Annotated in this window: 20 protein-coding genes and 1 tRNA gene; 9 read left to right on the forward strand and 12 right to left on the reverse strand. The window is 36.8% G+C overall.

Annotated features, from left to right (window positions below; all coding sequences use genetic code 11):
• The first annotated feature begins 185 nt into the window (after positions 1 to 185).
• Positions 186 to 1,037 carry a transketolase gene (locus BW951_RS10655; RefSeq protein WP_076392612.1) on the forward strand — a complete coding sequence of 284 codons (852 nt, stop codon included), beginning with the start codon at positions 186 to 188 and terminating at the stop codon, positions 1,035 to 1,037.
• Between the two features lie 54 nt (positions 1,038 to 1,091).
• Entirely contained in the window at positions 1,092 to 2,039 is a 948-nt protein-coding gene (locus tag BW951_RS10660; RefSeq protein WP_076392614.1) for a transketolase family protein, read from the forward strand.
• A gap of 213 nt (positions 2,040 to 2,252) precedes the next feature.
• On the opposite strand, the gene BW951_RS10665 is transcribed toward BW951_RS10660, so the two are convergent.
• The 5 genes from BW951_RS10665 to BW951_RS10685 form a co-directional block, all read right to left on the reverse strand.
• Positions 2,253 to 2,666 carry a nuclear transport factor 2 family protein gene (locus BW951_RS10665; RefSeq protein ID WP_076392616.1) on the reverse strand — a complete coding sequence of 138 codons (414 nt, stop codon included), beginning with the start codon at positions 2,664 to 2,666 and terminating at the stop codon, positions 2,253 to 2,255.
• A 2-nt stretch (positions 2,667 to 2,668) separates the two neighbouring features.
• Entirely contained in the window at positions 2,669 to 3,196 is a 528-nt protein-coding gene (locus BW951_RS10670) for a TetR/AcrR family transcriptional regulator (protein ID WP_076392618.1), read from the reverse strand.
• 160 nt (positions 3,197 to 3,356) lie between these two features.
• Positions 3,357 to 3,734 (reverse strand): hypothetical protein, encoded by a 378-nt coding sequence (locus BW951_RS10675; RefSeq protein WP_076392620.1) that lies wholly within the window; start codon positions 3,732 to 3,734, stop codon positions 3,357 to 3,359.
• Between the two features lie 67 nt (positions 3,735 to 3,801).
• On the reverse strand, positions 3,802 to 4,272 hold the full coding sequence (locus BW951_RS10680) for an Lrp/AsnC family transcriptional regulator (RefSeq protein ID WP_029298841.1): 471 nt from the start codon (positions 4,270 to 4,272) through the stop codon (positions 3,802 to 3,804).
• Positions 4,273 to 4,406: 134 nt separating this feature from the next.
• On the reverse strand, positions 4,407 to 9,203 hold the full coding sequence (locus BW951_RS10685) for a translocation/assembly module TamB domain-containing protein (RefSeq protein ID WP_076392622.1): 4,797 nt from the start codon (positions 9,201 to 9,203) through the stop codon (positions 4,407 to 4,409).
• Positions 9,204 to 9,207: 4 nt separating this feature from the next.
• Here BW951_RS10685 and tsaD point away from each other — a divergent pair, with 4 nt between their 5' ends.
• The 5 genes from tsaD (at position 9,208) to BW951_RS10710 (ending at position 13,979) form a co-directional block, all read left to right on the forward strand.
• A complete protein-coding gene (gene tsaD / locus BW951_RS10690; RefSeq protein ID WP_076392624.1) occupies positions 9,208 to 10,224 on the forward strand; it encodes a tRNA (adenosine(37)-N6)-threonylcarbamoyltransferase complex transferase subunit TsaD in 1,017 nt (338 codons plus the stop codon).
• Positions 10,221 to 10,625 carry a hypothetical protein gene (locus tag BW951_RS10695; protein WP_076392626.1) on the forward strand — a complete coding sequence of 135 codons (405 nt, stop codon included), beginning with the start codon at positions 10,221 to 10,223 and terminating at the stop codon, positions 10,623 to 10,625. Before tsaD ends, BW951_RS10695 begins: the two co-directional genes overlap by 4 nt.
• Before the next feature lie 42 nt (positions 10,626 to 10,667).
• Positions 10,668 to 11,363: an RsmE family RNA methyltransferase gene (locus BW951_RS10700; RefSeq protein ID WP_076392628.1), complete on the forward strand. Its 696-nt coding sequence runs from the start codon at positions 10,668 to 10,670 to the stop codon at positions 11,361 to 11,363.
• A gap of 61 nt (positions 11,364 to 11,424) precedes the next feature.
• Positions 11,425 to 13,458, forward strand: a complete 2,034-nt coding sequence (locus BW951_RS10705) for an IgGFc-binding protein (RefSeq protein ID WP_076392630.1) — start codon at positions 11,425 to 11,427, stop codon at positions 13,456 to 13,458.
• A gap of 2 nt (positions 13,459 to 13,460) precedes the next feature.
• Positions 13,461 to 13,979: a hypothetical protein gene (locus tag BW951_RS10710; protein WP_076392632.1), complete on the forward strand. Its 519-nt coding sequence runs from the start codon at positions 13,461 to 13,463 to the stop codon at positions 13,977 to 13,979.
• 56 nt (positions 13,980 to 14,035) lie between these two features.
• Here the strand turns inward: BW951_RS10710 and BW951_RS10715 are convergent, their stop codons facing one another.
• A complete protein-coding gene (locus BW951_RS10715; protein ID WP_076392634.1) occupies positions 14,036 to 14,698 on the reverse strand; it encodes an XAC2610-related protein in 663 nt (220 codons plus the stop codon).
• Between the two features lie 3 nt (positions 14,699 to 14,701).
• Positions 14,702 to 15,373, reverse strand: a complete 672-nt coding sequence (locus BW951_RS10720) for a TrmH family RNA methyltransferase (RefSeq protein ID WP_076392636.1) — start codon at positions 15,371 to 15,373, stop codon at positions 14,702 to 14,704.
• A 79-nt stretch (positions 15,374 to 15,452) separates the two neighbouring features.
• On the opposite strand from BW951_RS10720, the gene BW951_RS10725 reads away from it, so the two are divergent.
• Complete coding sequence (locus BW951_RS10725; RefSeq protein ID WP_076392638.1) at positions 15,453 to 16,466, forward strand: asparaginase; 1,014 nt, start codon at positions 15,453 to 15,455, stop codon at positions 16,464 to 16,466.
• Between the two features lie 63 nt (positions 16,467 to 16,529).
• A tRNA-Ser gene (locus tag BW951_RS10730) sits at positions 16,530 to 16,616 on the forward strand.
• A 197-nt stretch (positions 16,617 to 16,813) separates the two neighbouring features.
• On the opposite strand, the gene BW951_RS10735 is transcribed toward BW951_RS10730, so the two are convergent.
• The 5 genes from BW951_RS10735 to BW951_RS10755 all read right to left on the reverse strand — a co-directional run bounded on the left by BW951_RS10735 (position 16,814) and on the right by BW951_RS10755 (position 21,962).
• Complete coding sequence (locus tag BW951_RS10735) at positions 16,814 to 17,206, reverse strand: hypothetical protein (protein WP_076392640.1); 393 nt, start codon at positions 17,204 to 17,206, stop codon at positions 16,814 to 16,816.
• A 152-nt stretch (positions 17,207 to 17,358) separates the two neighbouring features.
• Complete coding sequence (locus BW951_RS10740; protein WP_076392642.1) at positions 17,359 to 18,054, reverse strand: hypothetical protein; 696 nt, start codon at positions 18,052 to 18,054, stop codon at positions 17,359 to 17,361.
• 229 nt (positions 18,055 to 18,283) lie between these two features.
• Positions 18,284 to 19,816, reverse strand: coding sequence for a M20/M25/M40 family metallo-hydrolase (locus BW951_RS10745; protein WP_076392644.1), 1,533 nt, complete (start codon positions 19,814 to 19,816; stop codon positions 18,284 to 18,286).
• 52 nt (positions 19,817 to 19,868) lie between these two features.
• The gene (locus BW951_RS10750; protein ID WP_076392646.1) at positions 19,869 to 20,225 is read right to left on the reverse strand and encodes a hypothetical protein; all 357 of its coding nucleotides are present in this window, start codon (positions 20,223 to 20,225) and stop codon (positions 19,869 to 19,871) included.
• 12 nt (positions 20,226 to 20,237) lie between these two features.
• Positions 20,238 to 21,962: a helix-turn-helix domain-containing protein gene (locus BW951_RS10755; RefSeq protein ID WP_076392648.1), complete on the reverse strand. Its 1,725-nt coding sequence runs from the start codon at positions 21,960 to 21,962 to the stop codon at positions 20,238 to 20,240.
• Positions 21,963 to 22,385 lie beyond the last annotated feature (423 nt).

Below are 22,385 nucleotides of genomic sequence, written 5' to 3' on the forward strand. Positions count from 1 at the left end.
CACAGGCTAAAAGTATGAGAAGAAAGGTAAGGTGTGATCCGTATGAACTTTTTCAAAAATTGATCACTTGACGAAATATATTGAGTTAGCTATAACAAACAAAATCCGGGTAAAATATCTGGATTTTCCACATTTCCGTAAGCCATTAAAAAATTGTAAATTCGCATACAAATAAATCTTATATAATGAGTAAAAGTATTGAAGAGTTAAAATCTCTTACTACACAAATCAGAAGAGACATTTTAAGAATGGTTCATGCTGTAAATTCCGGTCACCCGGGAGGAAGTTTAGGTTGTACTGAATATTTCACAGCCCTTTACGGAAAGGTAATGAACTATCATCTTCCTTTCACCATGGAAGGTAAAAATGAAGATCATTTCTATCTTTCTAACGGACATATTTCTCCGGTATTCTATTCTACTTTGGCAAGATTCGGATTTTTTCCGGTTCAGGAACTTAGTACTTTCAGAAAATTAGATTCAAGATTACAGGGACACCCGACGACTCACGAAGGTCTTCCGGGCGTAAGAGTGGCTTCAGGTTCTTTAGGACAGGGGCTTTCTGTAGCTTTGGGTGTTGCTCAGGGTAAAAAACTGGACGGAGACAGCTCTTTGGTTTACTCTCTTCATGGCGATGGCGAATTGCAGGAAGGTCAGGTTTGGGAAGCATTTATGTACGCAGCAGCCAAAAAAGTAGACAACATTATTTCTACCATCGATTATAACGGACAACAGATCGACGGAAGTACAGATAACGTACTTTCTTTAGGAAACCTTCATGCAAAACTGGAAGCCTTCGGATGGACAGTTCTGGAAGAGAAAAACGGTAACGACCTTGAGGCGGTAATTGCTATTCTTGAAAAAGCAAAAACAGAAACCGGAAAAGAAAAACCGGTAGCCATTATTCTTCATACAGAGATGGGTTATGGTGTAGATTATATGATGGGAACTCACGCTTGGCACGGAAAAGCTCCGAATGATGAGCAACTGGAAACAGCATTCAAACAGTTATACTTAGAGGCTCCGGCTGATTATTAATTATTAGTAATGAGTAATTGGTAATAAGTAATCTTAATTAATAATTAGAAAAAAATGAAATTTACATATACAGAAAAAAAAGATACACGTTCAGGATTCGGAGCCGGATTGGCTGAACTTGCAGATAAAAATCCTAATGTTGTGGCGCTTTGTGCAGACCTTATCGGTTCTTTGAAGATGGAAAAATTCATTGAAAAGGCTCCTGAAAGATTTTTTCAGGTAGGTATTGCGGAAGCGAATATGATGGGTATTGCAGCCGGTCTAAGCATTACAGGAAAAATTCCTTTTACGGGAACTTTCGCTAACTTTTCTACTTCAAGAGTTTACGATCAGATTCGTCAGTCGATTGCGTACTCCAATAAAAATGTAAAAATCTGTGCTTCTCACGCAGGTCTTACTTTGGGTGAAGACGGTGCAACACACCAGGTTCTGGAAGACATCGGAATGATGAAAATGCTTCCGGGAATGACGGTGATTAATCCTTGTGATTACAACCAGACAAAAGCAGCTACTTTAGCGATTGCTGATTTTGAAGGTCCGGTTTATTTAAGATTCGGAAGACCTGTAGTTCCTGTTTTCATTCCGGAAGATATGCCTTTCGAGATCGGAAAAGGAATTATGCTTCAGGAAGGAACGGATGTAACAATTGTTGCAACGGGACATTTGGTTTGGGAATCTTTACTTGCTGCAGATGAGCTTGAAAAAGAAGGTATTTCCTGTGAAGTGATCAATATCCACACGATTAAACCTTTGGACGAAGAAATCATCTTAAAATCTGTTGAAAAGACAGGAAAAATCGTAACGGCTGAAGAACACAACTACATCGGTGGTCTGGGAGAATCTGTTGCGGGAATGTTAGCAAGAAAAAGACCGACAAGACAGGAATTTGTAGCAGTAAACGATACTTTCGGAGAATCTGCAACGCCTGCTGAACTGATGAAGAAATATAAAATTGATTCTACTGCCGTGAAAGAAGCTGTGAAGAGAATTTTAGATAAATAATTCTTTTAAAAATAAATAAAAAAGCATCCTTTTTGGATGCTTTTTCGTTTGTTAACATCTTCGCAAGGGAGCGAAGCCTTATCGTAATCCATACATTTTAAGGCACAAGGATTTTCATCTTCGATAAAACTGATTGAGTAAAATCTTATTTTCTTACCTTAAAAGCAGAGTCAAAATTTAAAGAACTTTACTTCTTGCAAAATTCCAAGAAAATTATTTTAGCTTTCTGTCTTCTTCTTTTATCGCTAAATCATTAATGCTTGCAAATCTTTTTCTCATCAAACCATTTTCGTCAAATTCCCAGTTTTCGTTTCCGTAAGCCCGGAACCAGTTTCCTTCTTTATTCTGATATTCATACTCGAAACGTACAGCAATACGGTTATCTGCATGCGCCCAATATTCTTTTTTCAGTTTATAATTAAATTCTTTCTGCCATTTGCTGCTGAGGAATTTTACAATTTCTTCTCTGCCATTTACAAATTGATCTCTGTTTCTCCATTCACTGTCTAAAGTGTAGGCTTTGGAAACTCTTTCAGGATCCTGACTGCTCCATGCATCTTCTGCAAGCTGAATTTTTTCAAGGGCTGTCTCTAAAGTGAACGGTGGAAGTGGGTGTTTCTGTTCCATTTTTAATGTATTAGATTGTTAACTATTTTTTTTGATTTTTCTATTAATTCATTTGATCTGAAAACCTGACTTTCGACAATTGAGCTTTCAAAAAGCAAATAGACATGATCAGAAAGATCTGCATCTTCCAGTAATGATGAAAAATGATCTCTCAAATCCTGTTTATGACTTTGTATAACAGACAGTATTTTTAGGTTATCCGTCGGTATCTCAGATAAAATATTAAGAAAACTGCATCCTCTGAAATTTTCTTTCCGATTCATTTCTACTAAAAAGTCAAAAGAAGCGATCAGTTTTGATTTTACATCTTTTTCCCCCGATACAAATTTGTTGAGTTCACCAAACCAATAATCATGTCTTACGTTCAGAAATTCTACACACAAATCTTCTTTCGATTTAAAATACTGATAAAAACTTGCCTTTGCCACTTTTGCTTCGGCAATGATCTGATTTATTCCCGTGGAATTATATCCCTGTTTAGCAAACAGTTCAAACGTGGTTTGTATGATTCTTTCTTTAGGTGATACCATTCTTTTGTTTTTGATAAGTCAAAAGTAATACAAAATTTTAAAAACAGACAGACCATTCTGTCTATATCGATAATAAAGATTTATCTATCACAAAAAAGAAGTCTTTTACATCCATAAAAAAAGCGGACAAAGCCCGCTCTCAATTTATTATATTGTTAAATTATCTAAAAAACTTCCATTTCGGAATAATCGCCAACATTCCGAAACCTGTAAAAAGGAAAAGATTTGTAACGTCGGTGTAAAGGAAAGTAGACAAGTAATAGTTGTGCATAAAGAAATGCAGAACCAGTAAGGCAGGAAAGGCAAAGATGCCTATTTTTCTGTAAAAAAACATCAGCACAAGACTTACCACCATTAAAGCATCAATCGCGAAAACAGTGTAAGCATACCAAGCCGGAATATTCAGGGTTTCGTGCTGCAAATATTCATCAAGATCGATCCCGAATCCCATAATCGTAAACAAGAGCAATGCTGCAAAAGCAAGGATGAAACCCCACCCTTTCTTCGGATCTTCATCAAAATAGCTGTATTCTTCCATAACTACAAAAATAAAGAACTTATGAGAGATTTCATAAGTTCTTTTATATAATTCGTTTAAAATTTGATTATACAGAGATCGCGTTAATCAGTCTGTTTTTATCACTTAAGTATTCTTCCATAGAAATCATACTTTCTGTTCTCATTACATCCTGAATATCATCGATTTGGTAGATGATTCTCTTTGCATCGTCTGTATTCTTAGCTCTTACTTTGCAGAAAATATTATATTTTCCGGAAATTACGCTAGCTTCAATTACGTTTGGAATAGTAGATAATTCTTTCAGAACTTCCTGAGTTCTGTTAGATTTGGTTAATAAGATTCCGATAAAAGCGGTGAAGTGATAGTCTAACTTTCCGTAATCTATATTAAGAGATGATCCCAAAATAATACCTGCATCCTCCATCTTTTTCACTCTTACGTGAATTGTACCCGCAGAAACATCCATCTGCTTAGCAATTTCTGTAAAAGGCATTCTTGTGTTCTCTACTAAGAAATCAAGAATTTTCTTGTCTATTTCGTCCAGTTGATAGTTCATATTAGTTAAATTACAATTTCTTTAAAAAATCTACATATTTTTTGCAAATTTATAAAAAATAATTTAACAAAAAAAATTATAACAAAGATTAACAATAATTAACACATATGACAAAAATCATTAAAATATTCTGATTATTTACTCCCTGATTTTACAGAATCTGTTTTTATTTGCGTTTGCTCAGCCGTTTGTTTTTTATCTTTTTTCTTCTTTTTGAATATAGAATTAAAACTCTTAGACCAAACAATCCCCGCTCCGTAAGCCTGGTTTGCAGTTCCGTTCGATCCGGCTCCGTTCACCATTCCGATATTGGAAGGCTTGGAATACCCTCTTAATAAGAGACTTCCGTCATTTTTCTTAGAAATATCATATTCTATCGTTCCTTCTCCGGAAAGATAATTAACGTCTGTATTTTCGGTTTTTGTTAACGGAATTCCCAATCCTGTTTTTACTTTAACTCTTGGTGAAAGAGCAAAACTTACCCCCGCATTCGCTCTGTCTCCAATGTTGGAATACTGGTCTCCTTTTACATAATTCAGGTCGATCTGGAACTCGCTGCTCATGGCATTTAACACAGAACCCAATTGTTTCAGCAATAAATTATATCCCTGTGTCTGCGCAACATCTCCCACATTTACATTCACTCCTCCAGTCTCAGAAACATTGAAGGTACTCAACAACAATACAGACCCGAACTGAAGTACTTTTTCACCTTCCTGACTCATCTTCGCTGCCAAAGTTTCTTTAATCTGACTGGAAACATCCAAAGCAGTTACATTAAGATCTATTTTAGGATCAATAAGCGATTGGGTAATATTTGCCTGAAGCAGAATACTGATCGGCTGAAGACTTCCCATATTAAGATATTCTCCGGCATTGGAAACCACTCTTGTATAATTTGCTGTAATATCTAAAGCAGGTTTCATTGCATCTCCGTCCCATCGGATGCTGCTTCCCTTCTCGATCTGGAAGGTTTTATTAAGAATAGCTTTAGAAACAAAAGTTCCGTTGTCTACTTTATAGGCTCCGTTCATAGCAATATTTCCCTGTCGGCTCATCTGGAAACGAAGTTTTTCCGCGGCTCCTTTTACCATGATATTTCCTACATCGTCGCCAATTAAAACATTTACGGTAGTTCCCTTATCAACATCCAGAGCAAAATCAAGATTCATATTGGCTCCGGATTTTTTCTTTTCGTCTAAAGTTACCAATCCGTCTTTTCCTTCTTTCAGAAATCTCAGCATTTTAAATTCCTCAACATTGGAAGTGGAACCTGAATTGAATGTAAAAGTACTTCCGTTTAAGGCTTTCATATTCGGTGTAGAAATACTCAACCCCGAAACAGGTCCGTCAACGTAAAGATCGCCCTGCCCGTAAACTCTTCCCCAGAAAAGATCCAGATCCTTCTGCGTTGTGTTCAGCATAAGTAAATTATCGGCTCTCATCACGAGGTTGACTCCCATTGATGAAAGGGTCTCAAACTGAATCGCACCGGAAATATTTCCCTTCGAATTCGTCCTTCCGTCATGAACCTCAACGCTGTTAAGAATCGCCAAACCTTTCGTTAGAGGAATTACTGTATCATCAAAAGAGTAATCGACTCCAGTAAACAAAAGTTTCAGTCCGAATCCTTTAAGCGCAATATCGCCACTGTAATCCAGATTGCTGAATTTTCCTGAAATTTTAAGATCTCCGGTTGCTTTTCCTCTCAGATTTCCAAAAACCGAGGTTACAAACTGCTGGGCAAAAGCTACATCAAAATCACGCATTTCTGCAGTAAGATCAATGGTTGGAGAAGCAGTATTATTGTTCACCGTTCCGGTTACGTGAAGGCTGTTGTTTCCGATAATTCCTGCGGAATTTACTTTTATATCGACGTCATAGACATTCAGAGAATAACTGTTGGTTGCAGAAATTATAATATCCCCCATATCATTTCCGTTCATCATAATGTCATCAATCGTCATATCCACCAAAGGCTGCAGCGTGTTTTTATCCATTTTAATTTTCACACTTCCGTTTGCAAGACCTTTAATGTTCATAGAGTTTCCTCCGCCCTGCATATCCAGCAGTTTTTCGATGGCAAAATTATCTACTTCCGCATCTACATAAAAATCCTTTGCAGATTTAAACTGGGCATCTTTAATAAACAATGCACTGTTGTCTGAAAAAATCCTGAGATTCTGAATATCAAAATCGCCTTCTTTTTTACGGTAGGTAATGGAATGATTGAGTTCCGGACTGGTATCTATTGCCCACGTTACGTCATTAAACTTCACCTCAGTAGGCTCGAACCTGAACACAAAATCTCCTCCTGCGTTGGTTGACTGGTTAACGTTGATGGCATATTCTTTAAGATTATCATCCAGCTCATCTTCCGGACTTCCGTGCTTAAATTTCGTTGCCAGATGAAGAATGGTATTATTCTCGTTTCTTCCGCTTAAGGTAATATCTTTAAGAACATTTTTATTGTACAGAACACTGTTGATTTTAGCATAAATCTGCTCATTGAGATTTGCCGTATTAATTCTTACCATAACGCTGTCTACCATCGCGCTGTCTCTGGTAATATTATCCCTTTCGTTGATTTTATAATCAGGATTTGCAGCAGCCAGAGCTTTGTCCGCTTCTGTGATCTCCTGAGTTTTCGTCATGATATATTTCAGTGAAGCCGCATCTACATTCAGAATCAGGTTATTGGAATTTCCGTCGTACTGTCCTTCTACTTTTGCACCCTGCGGAATTTTAAGATCCGGTAAAAAATAGCTTACCAAACCTTGCTGCACATCAAAATTCATGGCAAAAGTCTGTCCTCTGTACATTTTTCTCGGTGCAGGACCCACAAGAATTTTATTGAGTCCGTTTTCTACCATTCCGGCAAGATCTCCTAAATTATATCTTCCTGAAATTTTTCCGTTAACTGCTCCCGGAGCATCCACATCAATTACACGTCCACCGTTTTCCACAAAAGTCTTCACTTTAGCATTCGGAATGGAATATTTCTGAGTTGCCGTTGCAAAATTAATTCCGCTGGCTTCCACATCCAGTGTTAAATCGTTGATGGATGACATTGCCATTTTACCATTTACTTTTCCGCTCACAATCTGGTTTCCGGGTTTATTGGTAAAGTAATTCATGTTCAGATAATTAACATCAGCATTTACATTCATCGAAATTCTTGAAGTGCTGAAATCAATTAATCCCTTTATGGTTGCTTTTGCCTGTTCATCATTCACGGTGATGAGTCCGTTGTATTTTTTATGATCCAATAATCCGTCGAGATACAGATTATTGATCTCCTTATTCATAATTTCAATGCTCGAAATCTGTGATTTCGTCGTCAGTTTCATCGTATTCACATCAAAACTCTGTCCGTTGATATTGAACTTCCCAGAAATTAATCCTACCGATTTGTTTTTTGTAATCACGGAAGTATTAAGATCCTTCACTTCGGCTATTCCTGCATATTTCGGCATCGGAGAGCTGTATTCCGTTAAAGAAAAATTCGTGATTTTTGCCTGCCCGATTCCCGTCATCAGATTTCCGTTTGAAACGTAGACACGGTTCGGATTTACACTTGCGGTTCCGTTGTATTTTAATTTTCCGAAATCATCCGCAAAGTTTTTCATTTTTTTAGCGATAAATGAAGGCATCATCGCTTTCAGATTCTTATACGTAAAATCTGCGGAAAGATCGTTGGTTTCAATTAAAAAATTACCTTTCAGCAGTTTATTCACCTTCATTTTTTTGGTAGCAATATTCACATCAGGATTTCGGATGAGAAAATTATCCAGTTTAAAATCATTCAGCGGACCTGTCATTTTCCCTGAAACATTGAAAGGTTTAAAGTTATCCCAGTTCGTTACAAAATAACTGATGTCGTAACCGCTTAACTGGCTTCCCAGTTTTAGATTCATATCCCATTTTACTTTGTCTGCAAAATCTGCCCACGAACCGTCATCATGAAGGTTGAATTTTATATCTCCCTGTAAAAGCGAGTGATCTGTGTTTAAAGTAAGGTCTTTCAGAAAAAGATATTCCGGTGTCATGGAAAGCTCGGTAGAAAAAGTATCCACAAAATGAGATTTCCCCCATCTTGTTGTGGTGAAAGACATATTATTGATTGATCCTGAAATATTTCTTCCGTTTACTTTTACATTCGGGGCAATCAGATTAAAGTTGGTTGCGGTTAACCATTTTCCTTTTTCACCCGGAGAATTCAGATTAACGATGGAAACTTTAGAATCCAGAATCTGCAATCGGGAATCGAGCTGAAACGGAGGTTTATTGGGATCTCTTTTTTTACCGCTGTCGAACAATTGTGTAAAACGGATAAAGTTTGAAATGCTGTCGCCTTTGTACGTAATCACTTTTACATCCGCATTTTTTAAAGTAAGGGAATTGAAGCTTAAAGAATTATTTTTGGTAATATTGGAGGCTAAAGAAAGCCAGTTGGAATTGGCAATAAATTCTTTGGACTGAATAAAATCGTATCCTTTGTAATCTTTGATTTTTAAACCTTTGATTTTTACATTTCCGAAAAAATTCACCTCAACACTTTCTGTTGACATCTGTGCTTTAAAGTCGCGGTTAACAATTTGTAACGCCTGATCTGCCGCCCATTGTTTTGTGGAAGGAAGATTAATAATTACAAAAATGGCTGCCACCAAAGCCAAACCCAGCCAGAAGAGAATCAGTAAAAGCTTTGCCCACCAGGAATAACTGGTAACGTCTTTTACCGCCTGTTTTCCAAATTCTTCAGCCGTCTCAATGGGATGATTAATTGCATCTGAAGCAAGTTCAGACGCCTCCTTAACTGTTTCTTTTACAACACCTTCCGCATTTTCAACAGCTTTCTGTACCTGATTACCTAAGTTACCAGCTACTGATTTTTTGTTCTCATTCTCGTTATTATTCTCTAACTTTGCCATTATTATGAGCGACTCTATAATTTTAGGTATTGAATCGTCCTGCGACGATACATCAGCAGCTATCATCAAGGGAAATTCTATTCTTTCGAATATTGCAGCGAATCAGGCGATCCATAAAGAATATGGCGGTGTGGTTCCTGAGCTGGCTTCGCGTGCGCATCAGCAAAATATTATCCCCGTTGTTGAAAAATCCTTAACAAAAGCAAATATACAACAAAATGCAATTTCTGCGATAGGATTTACACGCGGACCGGGACTTTTAGGTTCTCTTCTTGTAGGAACGTCATTTGCTAAGTCTTTGGCAATGAGTTTGGATGTTCCGCTTATTGAGGTAAACCATCTCCAGGCGCACATTTTAGCCCATTTCATCGAGGATGCAAATCCTGTGCCGCCAAAGTTCCCTTTTTTGTGTCTTACCGTGAGCGGCGGACATACGATGATTGTTCTGGTGAAAGATTATTTCGACATGGAAATTATCGGGAAAACCATTGATGACGCCGCAGGAGAAGCATTTGATAAAATCGGGAAAATATTTGACCTCGATTATCCGGCAGGTCCTATTATCGACAGACTGGCTAAAGAAGGAAATCCGGATGCTTTTACCTTCAATAAACCTAAACTGGAAAATTACGATTATTCGTTCAGCGGAATTAAGACTTCGGTGCTGTATTTTATTCAGAAAGAGGTAAAAAAAGATCCTGATTTCATTAAAAATAATATGAATGATCTTTGTGCTTCGGTACAGAAAACGATTATTGAAATTCTGATGAACAAACTGGAAAAGGCAGCGAAAGATTTAAACATTAATGAAGTGGCGATTGCAGGAGGAGTTTCGGCAAATTCGGCATTGAGAACGGCGATGCAGGACAATCATGAAAAATTGGGCTGGAATATTTACATTCCGAAATTTGAATATACTACGGATAACGCGGCGATGATTGCGATGGTTGCTCAGTTAAAATTTGAGCGTGGAGAATTTACTGATCTGAGAACTTCAGCAACCGCAAAATACGATTTATGAAAATACTGTTAGAGGAAAAAATACTTGGCAAACATTCTAAGAAGAATTCAAAATATTACTGGATCTTAGAAACGGTAACGGGTAAAAATGAAGCATCAGAGGATTTCGCTGATTATTTTCCGGCAAGTTCAGAAACGGGATATGTTCAGAATATTAAGGAAGAAATTATCGAACAGATCAATGCAGAAAATGTTTTCAGTTTTGAATATGAACCGAAAGAAGGAGATTATTTATCCATCAAAAATAATTTAAGAAAAAACGAATATCTGAACTTGATTTTCATGAACAATAAATGGATTGAGGAAATTTACACCTGTTCCTACAGAGATTGTGAAGGCGATATTTATACAACGATAAAAACAGGAGTAGCATTTTTAAGCGAAAATGAAACTTACTTTTAATAATTAGTTAGAAAAATTCAGGCAGATTTTAAATATTTAAATATGAAACTTTTTTACGGAGAAATTGAAGGAAATGTGGTAACGATTAACGATGAAGAACAGCAACACATTGTAAAAGTTCTTCGGATGAAAAATGGTGAAGCCATTCATGTAACGGATGGAAAAGGAAATCTTGCTTCCGGAAAACTGATGATTGAAGGTAAAAAAGCCCATATTGAAGTGGATGAGATTAAAAATAATCTTCCTGATTTCAGTCCGAAACTTCATATTGCAATTGCCCCGACGAAGAATATTGATCGCATTGAATTCTTCGTTGAAAAAGCGGTGGAGATGGGAATTTCAGAAATTACTTTTCTTCAGACAGAAAAAACAGAGCGAAAAAATATTAATCTTGATAAAATTAAAAAACAGGCAATTGCCGCATCCAAACAGAGTTTACGGTTTCATTTTCCTATAATTAATGATGTAATGAAGATTCAGGATTTTCTTAAAAATATTGATCCTGAACATACGTTTGTTGCGCATTGCCACGAGAATCTGGAGCGCGCTGCACTTAAAAACATCCCCCATTTTGAGTCGATTACTTTTTTGATAGGTCCGGAAGGAGACTTTTCTGAAAAAGAAATTTCCTATTTATCAAATAGTAAAATAAAAGCTGTATCTCTTGGAAGCCAAAGACTTAGAACTGAAACCGCCGGAATCTTCGTTGCAGCCTGGAATTATTTAAATAAAAATTAATCACTAATAATTGAATACGTTAACAGATTTTTAATAATTTCGCACCACAAACTACTATATCGTGAAGCGTATATTATTATTTTTAGGATTTTTTCTATCACAACACTTTTTCTCACAACTCGACAACACCCATTATTTACAGCCCCTGATTTTCGGAAATTACAGTACGGCTACCATTACGGAAGAGTATGTTTATTTATCGACTCCATCCGCGTCGAATATTACTGTTACCGTAAAACTGGCAGACGAAATTACCATTCCGAGGCTTTCTGTGTATGACATCACAGCCGGAACGACGACTACCGTAACCAACGGAGCATTAACACTGAGCAACTCAAAACCGCTTAGGTTATCAATCCTCAATACTTCAAACACGGTAATTGCTCCCGGCTCTACTCCATTAACGGTAGCAACGAATCTTGCAGGGACGGTTATTCCGGCAAATACAGGAGGTCTTATTTTCAGATCATCCGCTAATTTCTTTGTGAACTACAGAGGACAATCCGGTTCTCAGGCTGGTTCTGTACTTACCAAAGGAAATGTGGCATTGGGAAAGACCTTCTTCTGGGGAGGAACACCGAATGAATTTACCACCAACATTGCAGAGGTCGGAAATATGGTTTCGATTATGGCATCGCAGGACAATACAACGGTTACTATTTCAAATATCGATTCGGGAACGGAATTCATTAACGGATCCAATGCAACGCCTATTACGGGAACTATTGTTACCCGAACTTTAAATAAGGGTGAATCTTTTGTGCTCTATGCGAAAGTAAAAACAGGTGCATTAAGTTTACAGGACACCGGATGGCTCGGAGCCAAAATAACTGCTGATAAAAACGTAGCCGTAACCGTAGGAGGATTGATGCAGCAGGGAAGCACTGATGTAGCAGGAGCTACCAATACAGATTACAGAGATTTTGCTGTAGACCAGTTAGTTCCTGTAGAACAAATAGGCAACGAATACGTTGTCATGCAGGGAAATGGAGGAAATTATGAAAGAGTTGTTGTTATCGCAACAGAAGCCAACACGACAGTAAGCATTAACGGAAGTTCGACTCCAAACTATACTCTGGCCAACATCGGAGACTATGTGGTGATCCCAGGAACGAATTTTATCAGCAAAAATATGTACATTAAGACCAATAAGGCATCATACGTATTTCATAAAATATTCGGAAGCTCCGCCCTGAATACGAACAGTTTTATGTTTATCCCGCCATTGTCCTGTTTCGGACAGAAAGAAGTAAACATGGTTCCGGATGCCAAGCAGATCGGAGCAACCATCTATCCTAATACAGAACTTGCCGTTCTTGCCGCTTCTGGAGCTTCCAACGTTCCTACAGTGACGGTAAATGGCACTTCCATTGCTGCTACAACAAGTACAGCCGTTTCCGGAAACACAAACTGGACGAGCTACCGATATGATGTGGCGAACACAGGAGGAGCATCCAATATAAAAAACGTAAAAATTACTTCTGCAGGAACTATTCAGGCAGAATTGCTGGGCGCAAACAGTGCTGCCGGATTCGGAGGATATTATTCAGGGTTCGGAACTTCGCCTATTGTAAATATTAATGTGAATACTTCGTATTTAAGGCCCTGTACTTCAGACACCGGAAGTTCTGTTTTATCGGTAGGTTCAGGACTGGGAAATTATCAGTGGTACAAAAACGGGACTGCTATTACCAATGCAACCAACAACAGTTATGCAATTCCTTCGGCAGATACCAATCCTGCAGAATATAATGTGATTATCAGCGTTCCCGGAGGATGTACGCTTTATTCAAACGTTATTAAAACCTACGAATGCCCATGCTATAAACCGGGAGCTACCGGAACTCCGCTGCAAACCGGAATCGGAATTTCCACGAGAGCAGAAAAAAGCAGCGCAAACTGGCCTTCTGATGTAAACAACGGATTTGTTGCACTGGAATCTAATGACAAAGGTCTTGTGATTACAAGAATGCCGAATCCGGAAACAGCAATTACCAGTCCGGTAGACGGAATGCTTGTATTTGACACAGATGATGTCTGTCTTAAAATCTATAATGGAACCAAATGGAGCTGTATTAACCAAACCTGTAACTAACCATGAAATTAAAATTAAGTTTTCTGATCTTATCATTTTTTATTTTTTCCACAGCTAACGCACAAATAGGAATAGGTAAAAGCACAGTAACCGGAAGCGGAATACTGGATTTTCCTACAGGAACTACCAAGGGGATTATTCTTCCTCAGGTTCAGGATAATTCAGGCATGACGAATGTTTCGGGAGGTACTTTCGTTTTTGACGGGGCAACTTCAAAAGTTAAATATTACAATGGTACAGCCTGGGTAGACCTTACAGATCAGGCAGGAGCCTCAAAAACCTTATTGGCAGGTACAGAACAAAACAGAACTTCTGGGGTTATTATAGGTGCTGCGACTTCTGCAGCCAGAGGGGTTTTGGTTTTAGAATCATCAAACAAAGCTTTGATTCTGCCTAAAGTTGTGGATCCGGCAACCAATGTGAAGTCTCCAAGCGCAGGAATGATGTGTTATGATCCTGTTGCAAAGCTGGTTTGCTTCTACAACGGAAGCAACTGGGCTTTCTGGGGAAATATCGAATAGAATTTTTCACATAACAAAAACAAGAGGAAGGCTTTGGGCTTTCCTTTTTTGTTACACTAAGGTTCATCACCTTCAATCTGTTCGTGGATTTTTACAAATTTTCCGCCTTTGTATTTATACGTTTCATAATGATATTCAACCGGTCCAATATGATATTCAGAGGTAATTTCTTTATTTTCCTTGTGTAAAACAGGATTAAGAATTTTCTTAAAGGTAGAATTCAGTTGATACTTTCCTGATTTTTTATCAAAAAGCCATAGATAATAGGATTGATCTACCATTCCCGCCCGTTGTGTAAGCTTAATATCTTTATATCCGTCAAAATTCCAGTCTTCATCGAAAGAAAAGTCAACTTCATAATCATGATATATAAATGTTGAATCTTTGTCTACATGAAATCTCTGAAAAAGTTTTCCGGATTTCAAAACATCGATTTTTTTGTAATTGATCATTCCGTTTTTCTGCTCTTCACAGAAAATCTGATATTTAAAACCATTTGACTTTTCCGTAAGCGTGTACTTTCTTATAATAACCGACATTTCCTTTTCATCCTCCCTTTGTTGTCTTTTAATTTCTTCATCGCTTAATTCTTTTTCTTTAGGCTGTAAATCTTGTATAACTATCGGAGAATCCTCTACAATTTTTGGAGACTTAGGGGATTCTGTCTTTTTGCAGGAAAAAAACAAAAGTAAGAGCATTATGGCAATGGAGAATTTCATCTTTTAAAATTCAAGATCATTATCTTTTAAATATTTATCAAAAATCTGCTGTCCGCTTCTTATGGAGTTTACTGCCCAACGGATTTTCATCCTCAGGAGTTTTTCTTCATTCAGTTTATAATCGATATCAGATTTTAATAATTTCTGCTTCAGTTCATACATACAAATGGAAGCGGCTACGGAAACATTAAAACTTCGGGTAAAACCATACATCGGAATTGCCAGCGTTTCGTCGGCAAAATCCAGAATTTCCTGAGAAACACCTTCCATTTCGGTTCCGAAAACCAATGCAATGGGTTCTGTAATTTCGTATTCGGGCAGCATTTTGGCATTATTTTCCAGCGATACTGCAACAATTTTATAGCCTCTGTCTTTTATATTCTGAAAAGATTCCATGCTTCTCGGCATTTTTTCCACTTCCACCCATGTATCTGCGCCTTTTGTAACACGAAGATTGGGTTCAAAACTGTATTCTTCCTGCAAGGCCACCACTTTATGAAAACCGCACGCTTCCACAGAACGCACAATTGCGGCTGCATTCCTGAACTGATAGACATCTTCCACCACCGGAAGAATAAAATCTGAACTTTCCGGCGCAAAATGCTCGATCTTCTGTAATCTTTCTTCCGTTAAAAACTGCTTTAAATACTCAAAAGTTTGCTGTAAATCTTTCATTCATTTTCAAATCTTTGCAAATTAACGTAAATTTGAGGAATCCTGCGAATGGAGGATAAAAATCTAAGAAAAGTCCTGTATGAAAAGAAAAGTCCTGTTGATATACACCGGTGGAACGATCGGTATGGAGAAAGATTATGAAAGCGGAAGCCTTCGTGCGTTTGATTTCGGAAATATTTTTGAAAAAATGCCCGAAATGAAGCTGATGGAATGCGAAGTTTTTGTACATCCTTTTGAAAAACCGCTGGATTCTTCGGACATGGGACCTGAAGAATGGAAAATTATCGCTCATTATATTCAGAAAAATTATCATCAGTTCGACGGATTTTTAATTCTGCATGGTACAGACACGATGTCTTACACCGCTTCTGCATTGAGTTTTATGCTGAAAGGATTGAAAAAACCCGTTATTTTAACGGGTTCACAGCTACCGATCGGGGATTTACGGACCGACGCGAAAGAAAATCTTCTCACGAGTCTGTATTATGCAAGTCTGTATGAAAATGACGAAGCGGTTATTCAGGAAGTGGCGATTTATTTTGAATATAAATTGTTGAGAGGAAACCGTACCCTGAAATATTCTGCGGAGTATTTTGATGCGTATGCAAGTCCGAACTACCCTATTCTCGGACAATCTGGAGTTCATCTGAACATTATTAAGGATAATCTTCTTCGGGATCATTCTGCTGGAGAATTTCACGTTGACGATCATATTTCGGAAGATATTATTTTCTGGAGAATTTTTCCGGGCATGAACCTGAATCACTTCAAAGAAATTCCAAAAATGAAGGTTCTTATTCTTCAGGTTTTTGGTTCGGGAACCATTTTCAGCAGCGAAAAAACGGTGGAAACTTTGCAGCAGATCCGAGATAACGGAACTGAAATCGTGGTGGTAAGTCAGTGTATTTCAGGAGGAATATCGTTCGGAAAATACGAAAACAGCAATATTTTCTCAAGAATCGGAGCCATCAGCGGAAAAGATATGACTGCTGAAAGTGCTATTACCAAAGCGATGCATTTAATTGACAATCCCAACTACACCGGAAGCTTTGCAGACAACTTCTCCCAAAGCCTTTGTGGAGAAATTTCCTGATAAAATTGCATTTTGAGTTTGCAGATTCCGGAAAATAGTCTATTTTTGCAATCTCAAATACAAAGAGAGGTGTCCGAGTGGTTGAAGGAGCTACCCTGGAAAGGTAGTATACGGGTAACTGTATCGAGGGTTCGAATCCCTTCCTCTCTGCAGATAAAAAGTCTTAGGTTTTACTTAAGACTTTTTTGTTTTTTCAAGTTTATGGTCTTAGTATGATACTTCTTTTTAACGCGAAGAGCGCGAAGATTTTCTTTTAAAAACTTACTGGATATTTTTAAGTTCGCAAAGGCGTTCTACTCAGCAAAGAACTCAAAGATTTTTCAATGATGACAAATTGCGGACAATCATTAAAATTTTGAACATAGATAATCTAGCAAACTTTCGCCGATGGAATCTGGAACAATATCATTTTCGATACCAAAACCATTACCTGATTTTATTAAAATACCATTTCGATAATCTGCATAACTTTCTAAAGCCATCGTTTTTTCTTCGCACTTAAATTTATATTTTTCAAGTGAAACGATACCACTTTTTTTAATAGTTCCTTTTTTTGTTTTCACAATTTTATCGGTTCTCACAATTTTTAACCAAGTTCCAATGTAATCTGTATGATTTCGTTTTTTATAATCCTTTACATAGTACTCACTGTTATCCCTGTCGTTTCCTACGTATTCCCATTCGGTCTGTGCATAAGAAAATAAGGGAATAAAAAGAAGAATGAAGAGTAGTTTTTTCATAGTTCAGTTTTTTCAAATATAGGAAAAAGAGAAAAAAGAATTTTACGTGAAGTCATAAAAAATCCCAGTTTTTCAACCGGGATTTTCTGTTTGAAAAAGTACCAACTAATTTCAAACTACAATTTAGCTATATGAATGTTTTGGTGTTTTGGTTAATTGCACATCGTTAAAAACTGATGACTCATCTGTACTTTGAATCTCGCGTCTGATTTCAGCTTAGAATAGATCATGCTTTCAAAAGCCTGTACTTCTTTTAATTTCTGATCAATATATTCTGCGATCTGAACAACGGAAAACAGAAAATCTCTGTATACCGCAATATTCACCGTTTGTCCGTGAACCGGAAGATAGGCTTTCAGAAAAGGAATTGTCGCCTGATGCTGATTGTAGTTTACACAGTATCCCGCTCCTTCACGCGAAGTGATGATCTCAAAATCATTGATAAAATCCAGCACGTTTTTATCTTCCTTATTGTTATTTTTCGACAAGTATCTGTTGATTTTATCCAAAATATGCTGTGCATATTCCATCATCGTAACGGTTTTCCATTCGAACTGATGATTGATTTTTTTTGAATTTCTGGCAGGCTTTCCGTTTTCACAGGTTGTGCAGAAAGAAATCCCGATTTTGTCGTAATAAGGAAAAAAGCAGTCTTTGATCTGTATGGAAGCATCTGCCTGAAGTCTATCGTTGGCAAAGTTGTAATACAGATAAGGGCTGTACAGATCCGAAAGTGCTTTCAGATAGTCGGTTTCACTTGTATTCTTATATTCCTCAAACCATTTTTCAAGGTTGTCGTAATAGGTATTTTCAAACTCTTTAAAACTTAGATATAATGGCAGTTCCATAGCTTCGTAATTTTGATAAGACAAAGCTATTGCGGTAATGCGACAAAACTCGACGTGTTATTTTTTAGTTTTGAATTTTTTTTTGAATTGATGATTTTGGATTGATGTAATAAAGTGAATACGATCTAAAATACTTCCACTGATTCGCGCTCAGGATAACATTACAAACACCGACTGCCTGAAATTTAATTGTAAGATTCATCATTCATCATTCATCATTTATCATTTATCATTTATCATAATTCGTCATAATAAATTCAAAATAATGAATCATCTTCATATAATTTTCGATGCTGAGATATTCATTGGTGCTGTGAATGCTCTGTTGCTCAGAATTATTGATTTTAACAGGCATAAATCTGTAAATGTTTTTGCTTACCATCTGATATTTGTAGGCATCCGTTCCGCCCAGTGTAAGATACGGCGTTACAATAGCTGCCGGATAAAGCTGTTTTACTCCTTGTTCAATTAGCTGATACGCTTTTGTATTGCTTGATGAAACTGCGGAAGCTTCTCTGGTATTGTCAATTTCTTCCACTTCCACCTCAAAACCTTCGGTTGCTTTGGCAATATGTGCTTTTACATCTTTTACGGTATTTCCGGGAAGCAGCCTGAAATTAACCACAAATTCCACTTCGGGAGAAAGTACATTGGTTCCGTCACTTCCCTTCATCATGGTAAGCGCCGTTGTTGTGCGAACCAAGGCGTTGGTAGAATTATTTTTGGTAAGCTGAGAAAGAAGAAGCGGTTTCAAAAGCCATTGATTGGAGATTGCCATTCTGCTCGGGAAAGACATTGAACCTCCTATATTATCAAAAAACTGTCGGATCAAAGGGGTAATTACCGGTTTCATCTGATCGTCTTCCAGTCGCTGCATAATAACCGAAGCTTTCCCGATCGCACTTTCCATGGGCGGTGTCGACGAATGTCCGCCTAAACCTTTCACTTTTATTTTGGCAGAAAGAAAACCTTTTTCGGCACAGCCGATTACCGCTACATCCGAATCGATTCCGGAAATGCTTCCTTTTTCTAAAATTAAACCGCCTTCATCATAAACAGCATCAAACTGTATGTTTTTTTTCTTAAAATAAGAGGCAATCTGTGTTGCTCCCTTCTTCCCTCCTACTTCTTCATCGAATCCGAAAGCCAGATAGATATCGCGTTTCGGCGTATGTTTATTTTTAATTAAATTATTCATGGATTCCATCAGAGAAAAGAGCATTCCTTTCATGTCAATTGCTCCGCGTCCGTAAATTCTTCCGTTGGCAACGGCTCCTGAAAACGGAGCAAAATCCCAGTCTTCAGCAACTTTTGTAATGGCTGGAAAAGGTTTATCATTGGGTCTGAAAACATTTCCTGCTGTATTTTTCACCTCCGCATCTCCGGGAGGAACCACATCAATATGAGACAGAAACATAATGGGAGCGAGATCCGGACTGCTTCCTTTCAGCCTGAAAACCAGACCATAAGTATTCACCTCAACATATTCTGTATTTTTATAAACTTCTGGATATGCTTTTTTCAGATATTCTTTAAATGTTACAAAAGGGGAATAATCGAAATCCCCTAATTCTCCGGTGGAAACTGTTGGGATCTTTAATCCGTCGGAAAAACGTTTAACAACAGAATCGTTCTTTACAAATTTCCATCCTCCGGAATCTGCCTGATCTGTTTTTTTGAAAGGATAGGTAAATGTTCTGATTAAAACAAAAGCAATGAGAATAATGATAATACTCAAAAAGACTAAAAGGAACTTCTTCATGATTATTAATTTTATATAAATATAATGAAGATTTTACTTCTAAAATAGCGTTTCAGTTTAAAAATTTCAGTTTTTTCTGGTACATATCATAAAAGATTTTGCGGCGGTCTTTTTTGTAAAGTATAAAATACGTAACATTTTTATTTTTTACGATTGAGTCTCCGGTATCAATTAACGTGAAAATATTCAAATCATCTAAATAGATCTTTTTGTAATCTGAAGTTTTGACCAAATAAGCATGACTCATATAATCATATTTATCATACACTACAATTCCATTGAAATGCTGTTCAAAATATTTGTATTTAGAAAAATTGGGATCTAAGATTTGTTTTAAAATACCGAAACAGAAAACTGCCCCAAAGAATCCCAGTACAATTTGAGTGAAATTTTGTTTCAGGAATTTCATAAAAACAATGCATTAATCTTCTCTGTTGTTTTCAAGCTCTTCCTTTCTCTTTTTAATAAAATCTGTAGGGCGAATTCCGTTGATTTCGTAAAAAAGATCCGAAAAATTCTGTCGGGAAGCGATTCCGCATTCTTTTGCGAGGGTTTCGATGCTGTATTTTAAGTATTTTTTATCCTCAAAAAGCAGATTGGTGATGTAATTGATTCTGAGTTCGCTTAAATATTTATTGAAATTCGCTTTTTTATATTCATTAATAACCTGAGAAAGATAGTTGGAATTAGTACCTAGTTGGGCGGCTAATTTGCTAATTGTTAATCCTTTTTGTGTAAACCCCTTTTTATCTTCAAACGTTTTAAGCTTTTTCAGAAGTTCTTCTACCTTATTTTCTGTAATCGTAAGCTTTTTTTCTTCGATCTGCGGAACAAGTTCTTTGGTTTCGTCCATCTCTTCTTTCTGATGGTTTGCCGTAAACTTCTCTTCTACCAAAATATACTTTTTCTGAATTTCTTTGGATTTTTTATGCCTTCTCGTCAGCAGAACAACCAGACCGATTGCCCAGATAATTAACACAATGATAATAATGGTCCCGAGATAATTTATTTTCTGAAGCTTATTTTTTTCATCCAGTAAAGTATCGGTATCGTAATCTTTATGAATTTTCGGGGACAGATAAATAAAATCTCTAGACATAATACTGTCTGCACGAAGCAACTGGCTTGTGTAGTAGAGCTGGTTCTTCTCGTTTTTCTCTTTTTTGGAATAATCGATCAGGATTTCATAATTTTCCCTCAGTTCCGGAAGGATAAACTGATGTTTCTGAAAAATGGAATCAATCTTTTTAAAATAAATAATAGATTGTTTGGTCTTTTTAAGATCGGAATAAGTTTTCCCGATGTAGAAATAACTTACCGAAAGCCTTGCAAAATCACGGCTTTCTCTGATCACGGGCAGAGACTGATTAAAGTCTTCTAATGCTTCCTTGAATTGATTTCTCTTGTATTCTGAAATACCCTTCGACAAAAGGAAATATCCTTTTTCCAGAGCATATTCCGGATTATCTCCTATCTCCGTAAGTCCGGTCTGTATAGCAGCATCCAATTCTTCTTGTTTCCCAAGATGCCTGTTGCAGATAATAAGCTGGTGAAGACTGTTGAGATAGCCTTTCTTATTGTTATAAATTTCATTAGGATGAAGTTTGGTGATGGATTTCGCCTTTTCCCTGTAATAGACAAGGCATTTCGTGAAGACCTGTGAAGCATCTTCGTAATAGCCGAGATAGCTTTTCACCACTCCGATATGATACAGATTCTGATATTTCAGATATTGATTTCTGGTATTTCTTGAATATTTATAGGCTTCAAGATATTCATTAAGAGCAAGTTGAAACTTTTTATAGTGGTAATAATAAATAACACCTTTATCAATATGGGCAACAATTTTAAGATCATCCTCATTCGTCTGATTGGCTGCCCAGATCATGCTGTCTGCATACTTCAGCTTATTTTCGTTTAAGGAAGAAAAAAAGACAGCATCTTTATATCCCTGAACCAGCTTTCCGTAATTCTTTTCCTTTTTCGCTAAATTGATGTATGGCTTTATAAAAGGAAATGCCTTCATATCATTTTCCGGAAAATCTTCATATTTCAGCCTGAGTTTATAATAATCGCTGTACCCTTCCTGCGAGAAGACTAAATTAAAAATTCCGACAAAAAGAATAAAAAATAATTTTTTTTTCACCCTGTTAAATAATCCTATGTGTAAACTCCGTCAAAAGTACAGAAAATAGATCATTTTTTATCAAAGAATATGGAATTAAAATGTGGTATAGAATTATTTCTACTTTACAAATATATCAATTGAAAATCAAACAATTAAACAATAAAAATCAAAACATCAAGCTGTCTTAATTTATGAATAATGACCGCATTTGTTTTTTTATTTCACCATAACGTTATAATTTCGAAACCGGAAATCAAAACAACAGACAAAAATTAATTTAAGCCGTTTTATAATCATTGAATAGAAAAGAAGCCCTAAAAAAGCACATGCAGATAAATTTTGAAAAGCTAATAAAAACATGATTCTATTCATAAATCTCACCACCTTCCTTAACAGGAGAAATTACTTTTTTGGAAGGCTGGTTTTTTAAAATTTAATTTT

Origin of the sequence: Chryseobacterium gambrini (genome assembly GCF_900156825.1) — a bacterium.
In the GTDB taxonomy this organism is placed as follows: domain Bacteria; phylum Bacteroidota; class Bacteroidia; order Flavobacteriales; family Weeksellaceae; genus Chryseobacterium; species Chryseobacterium gambrini.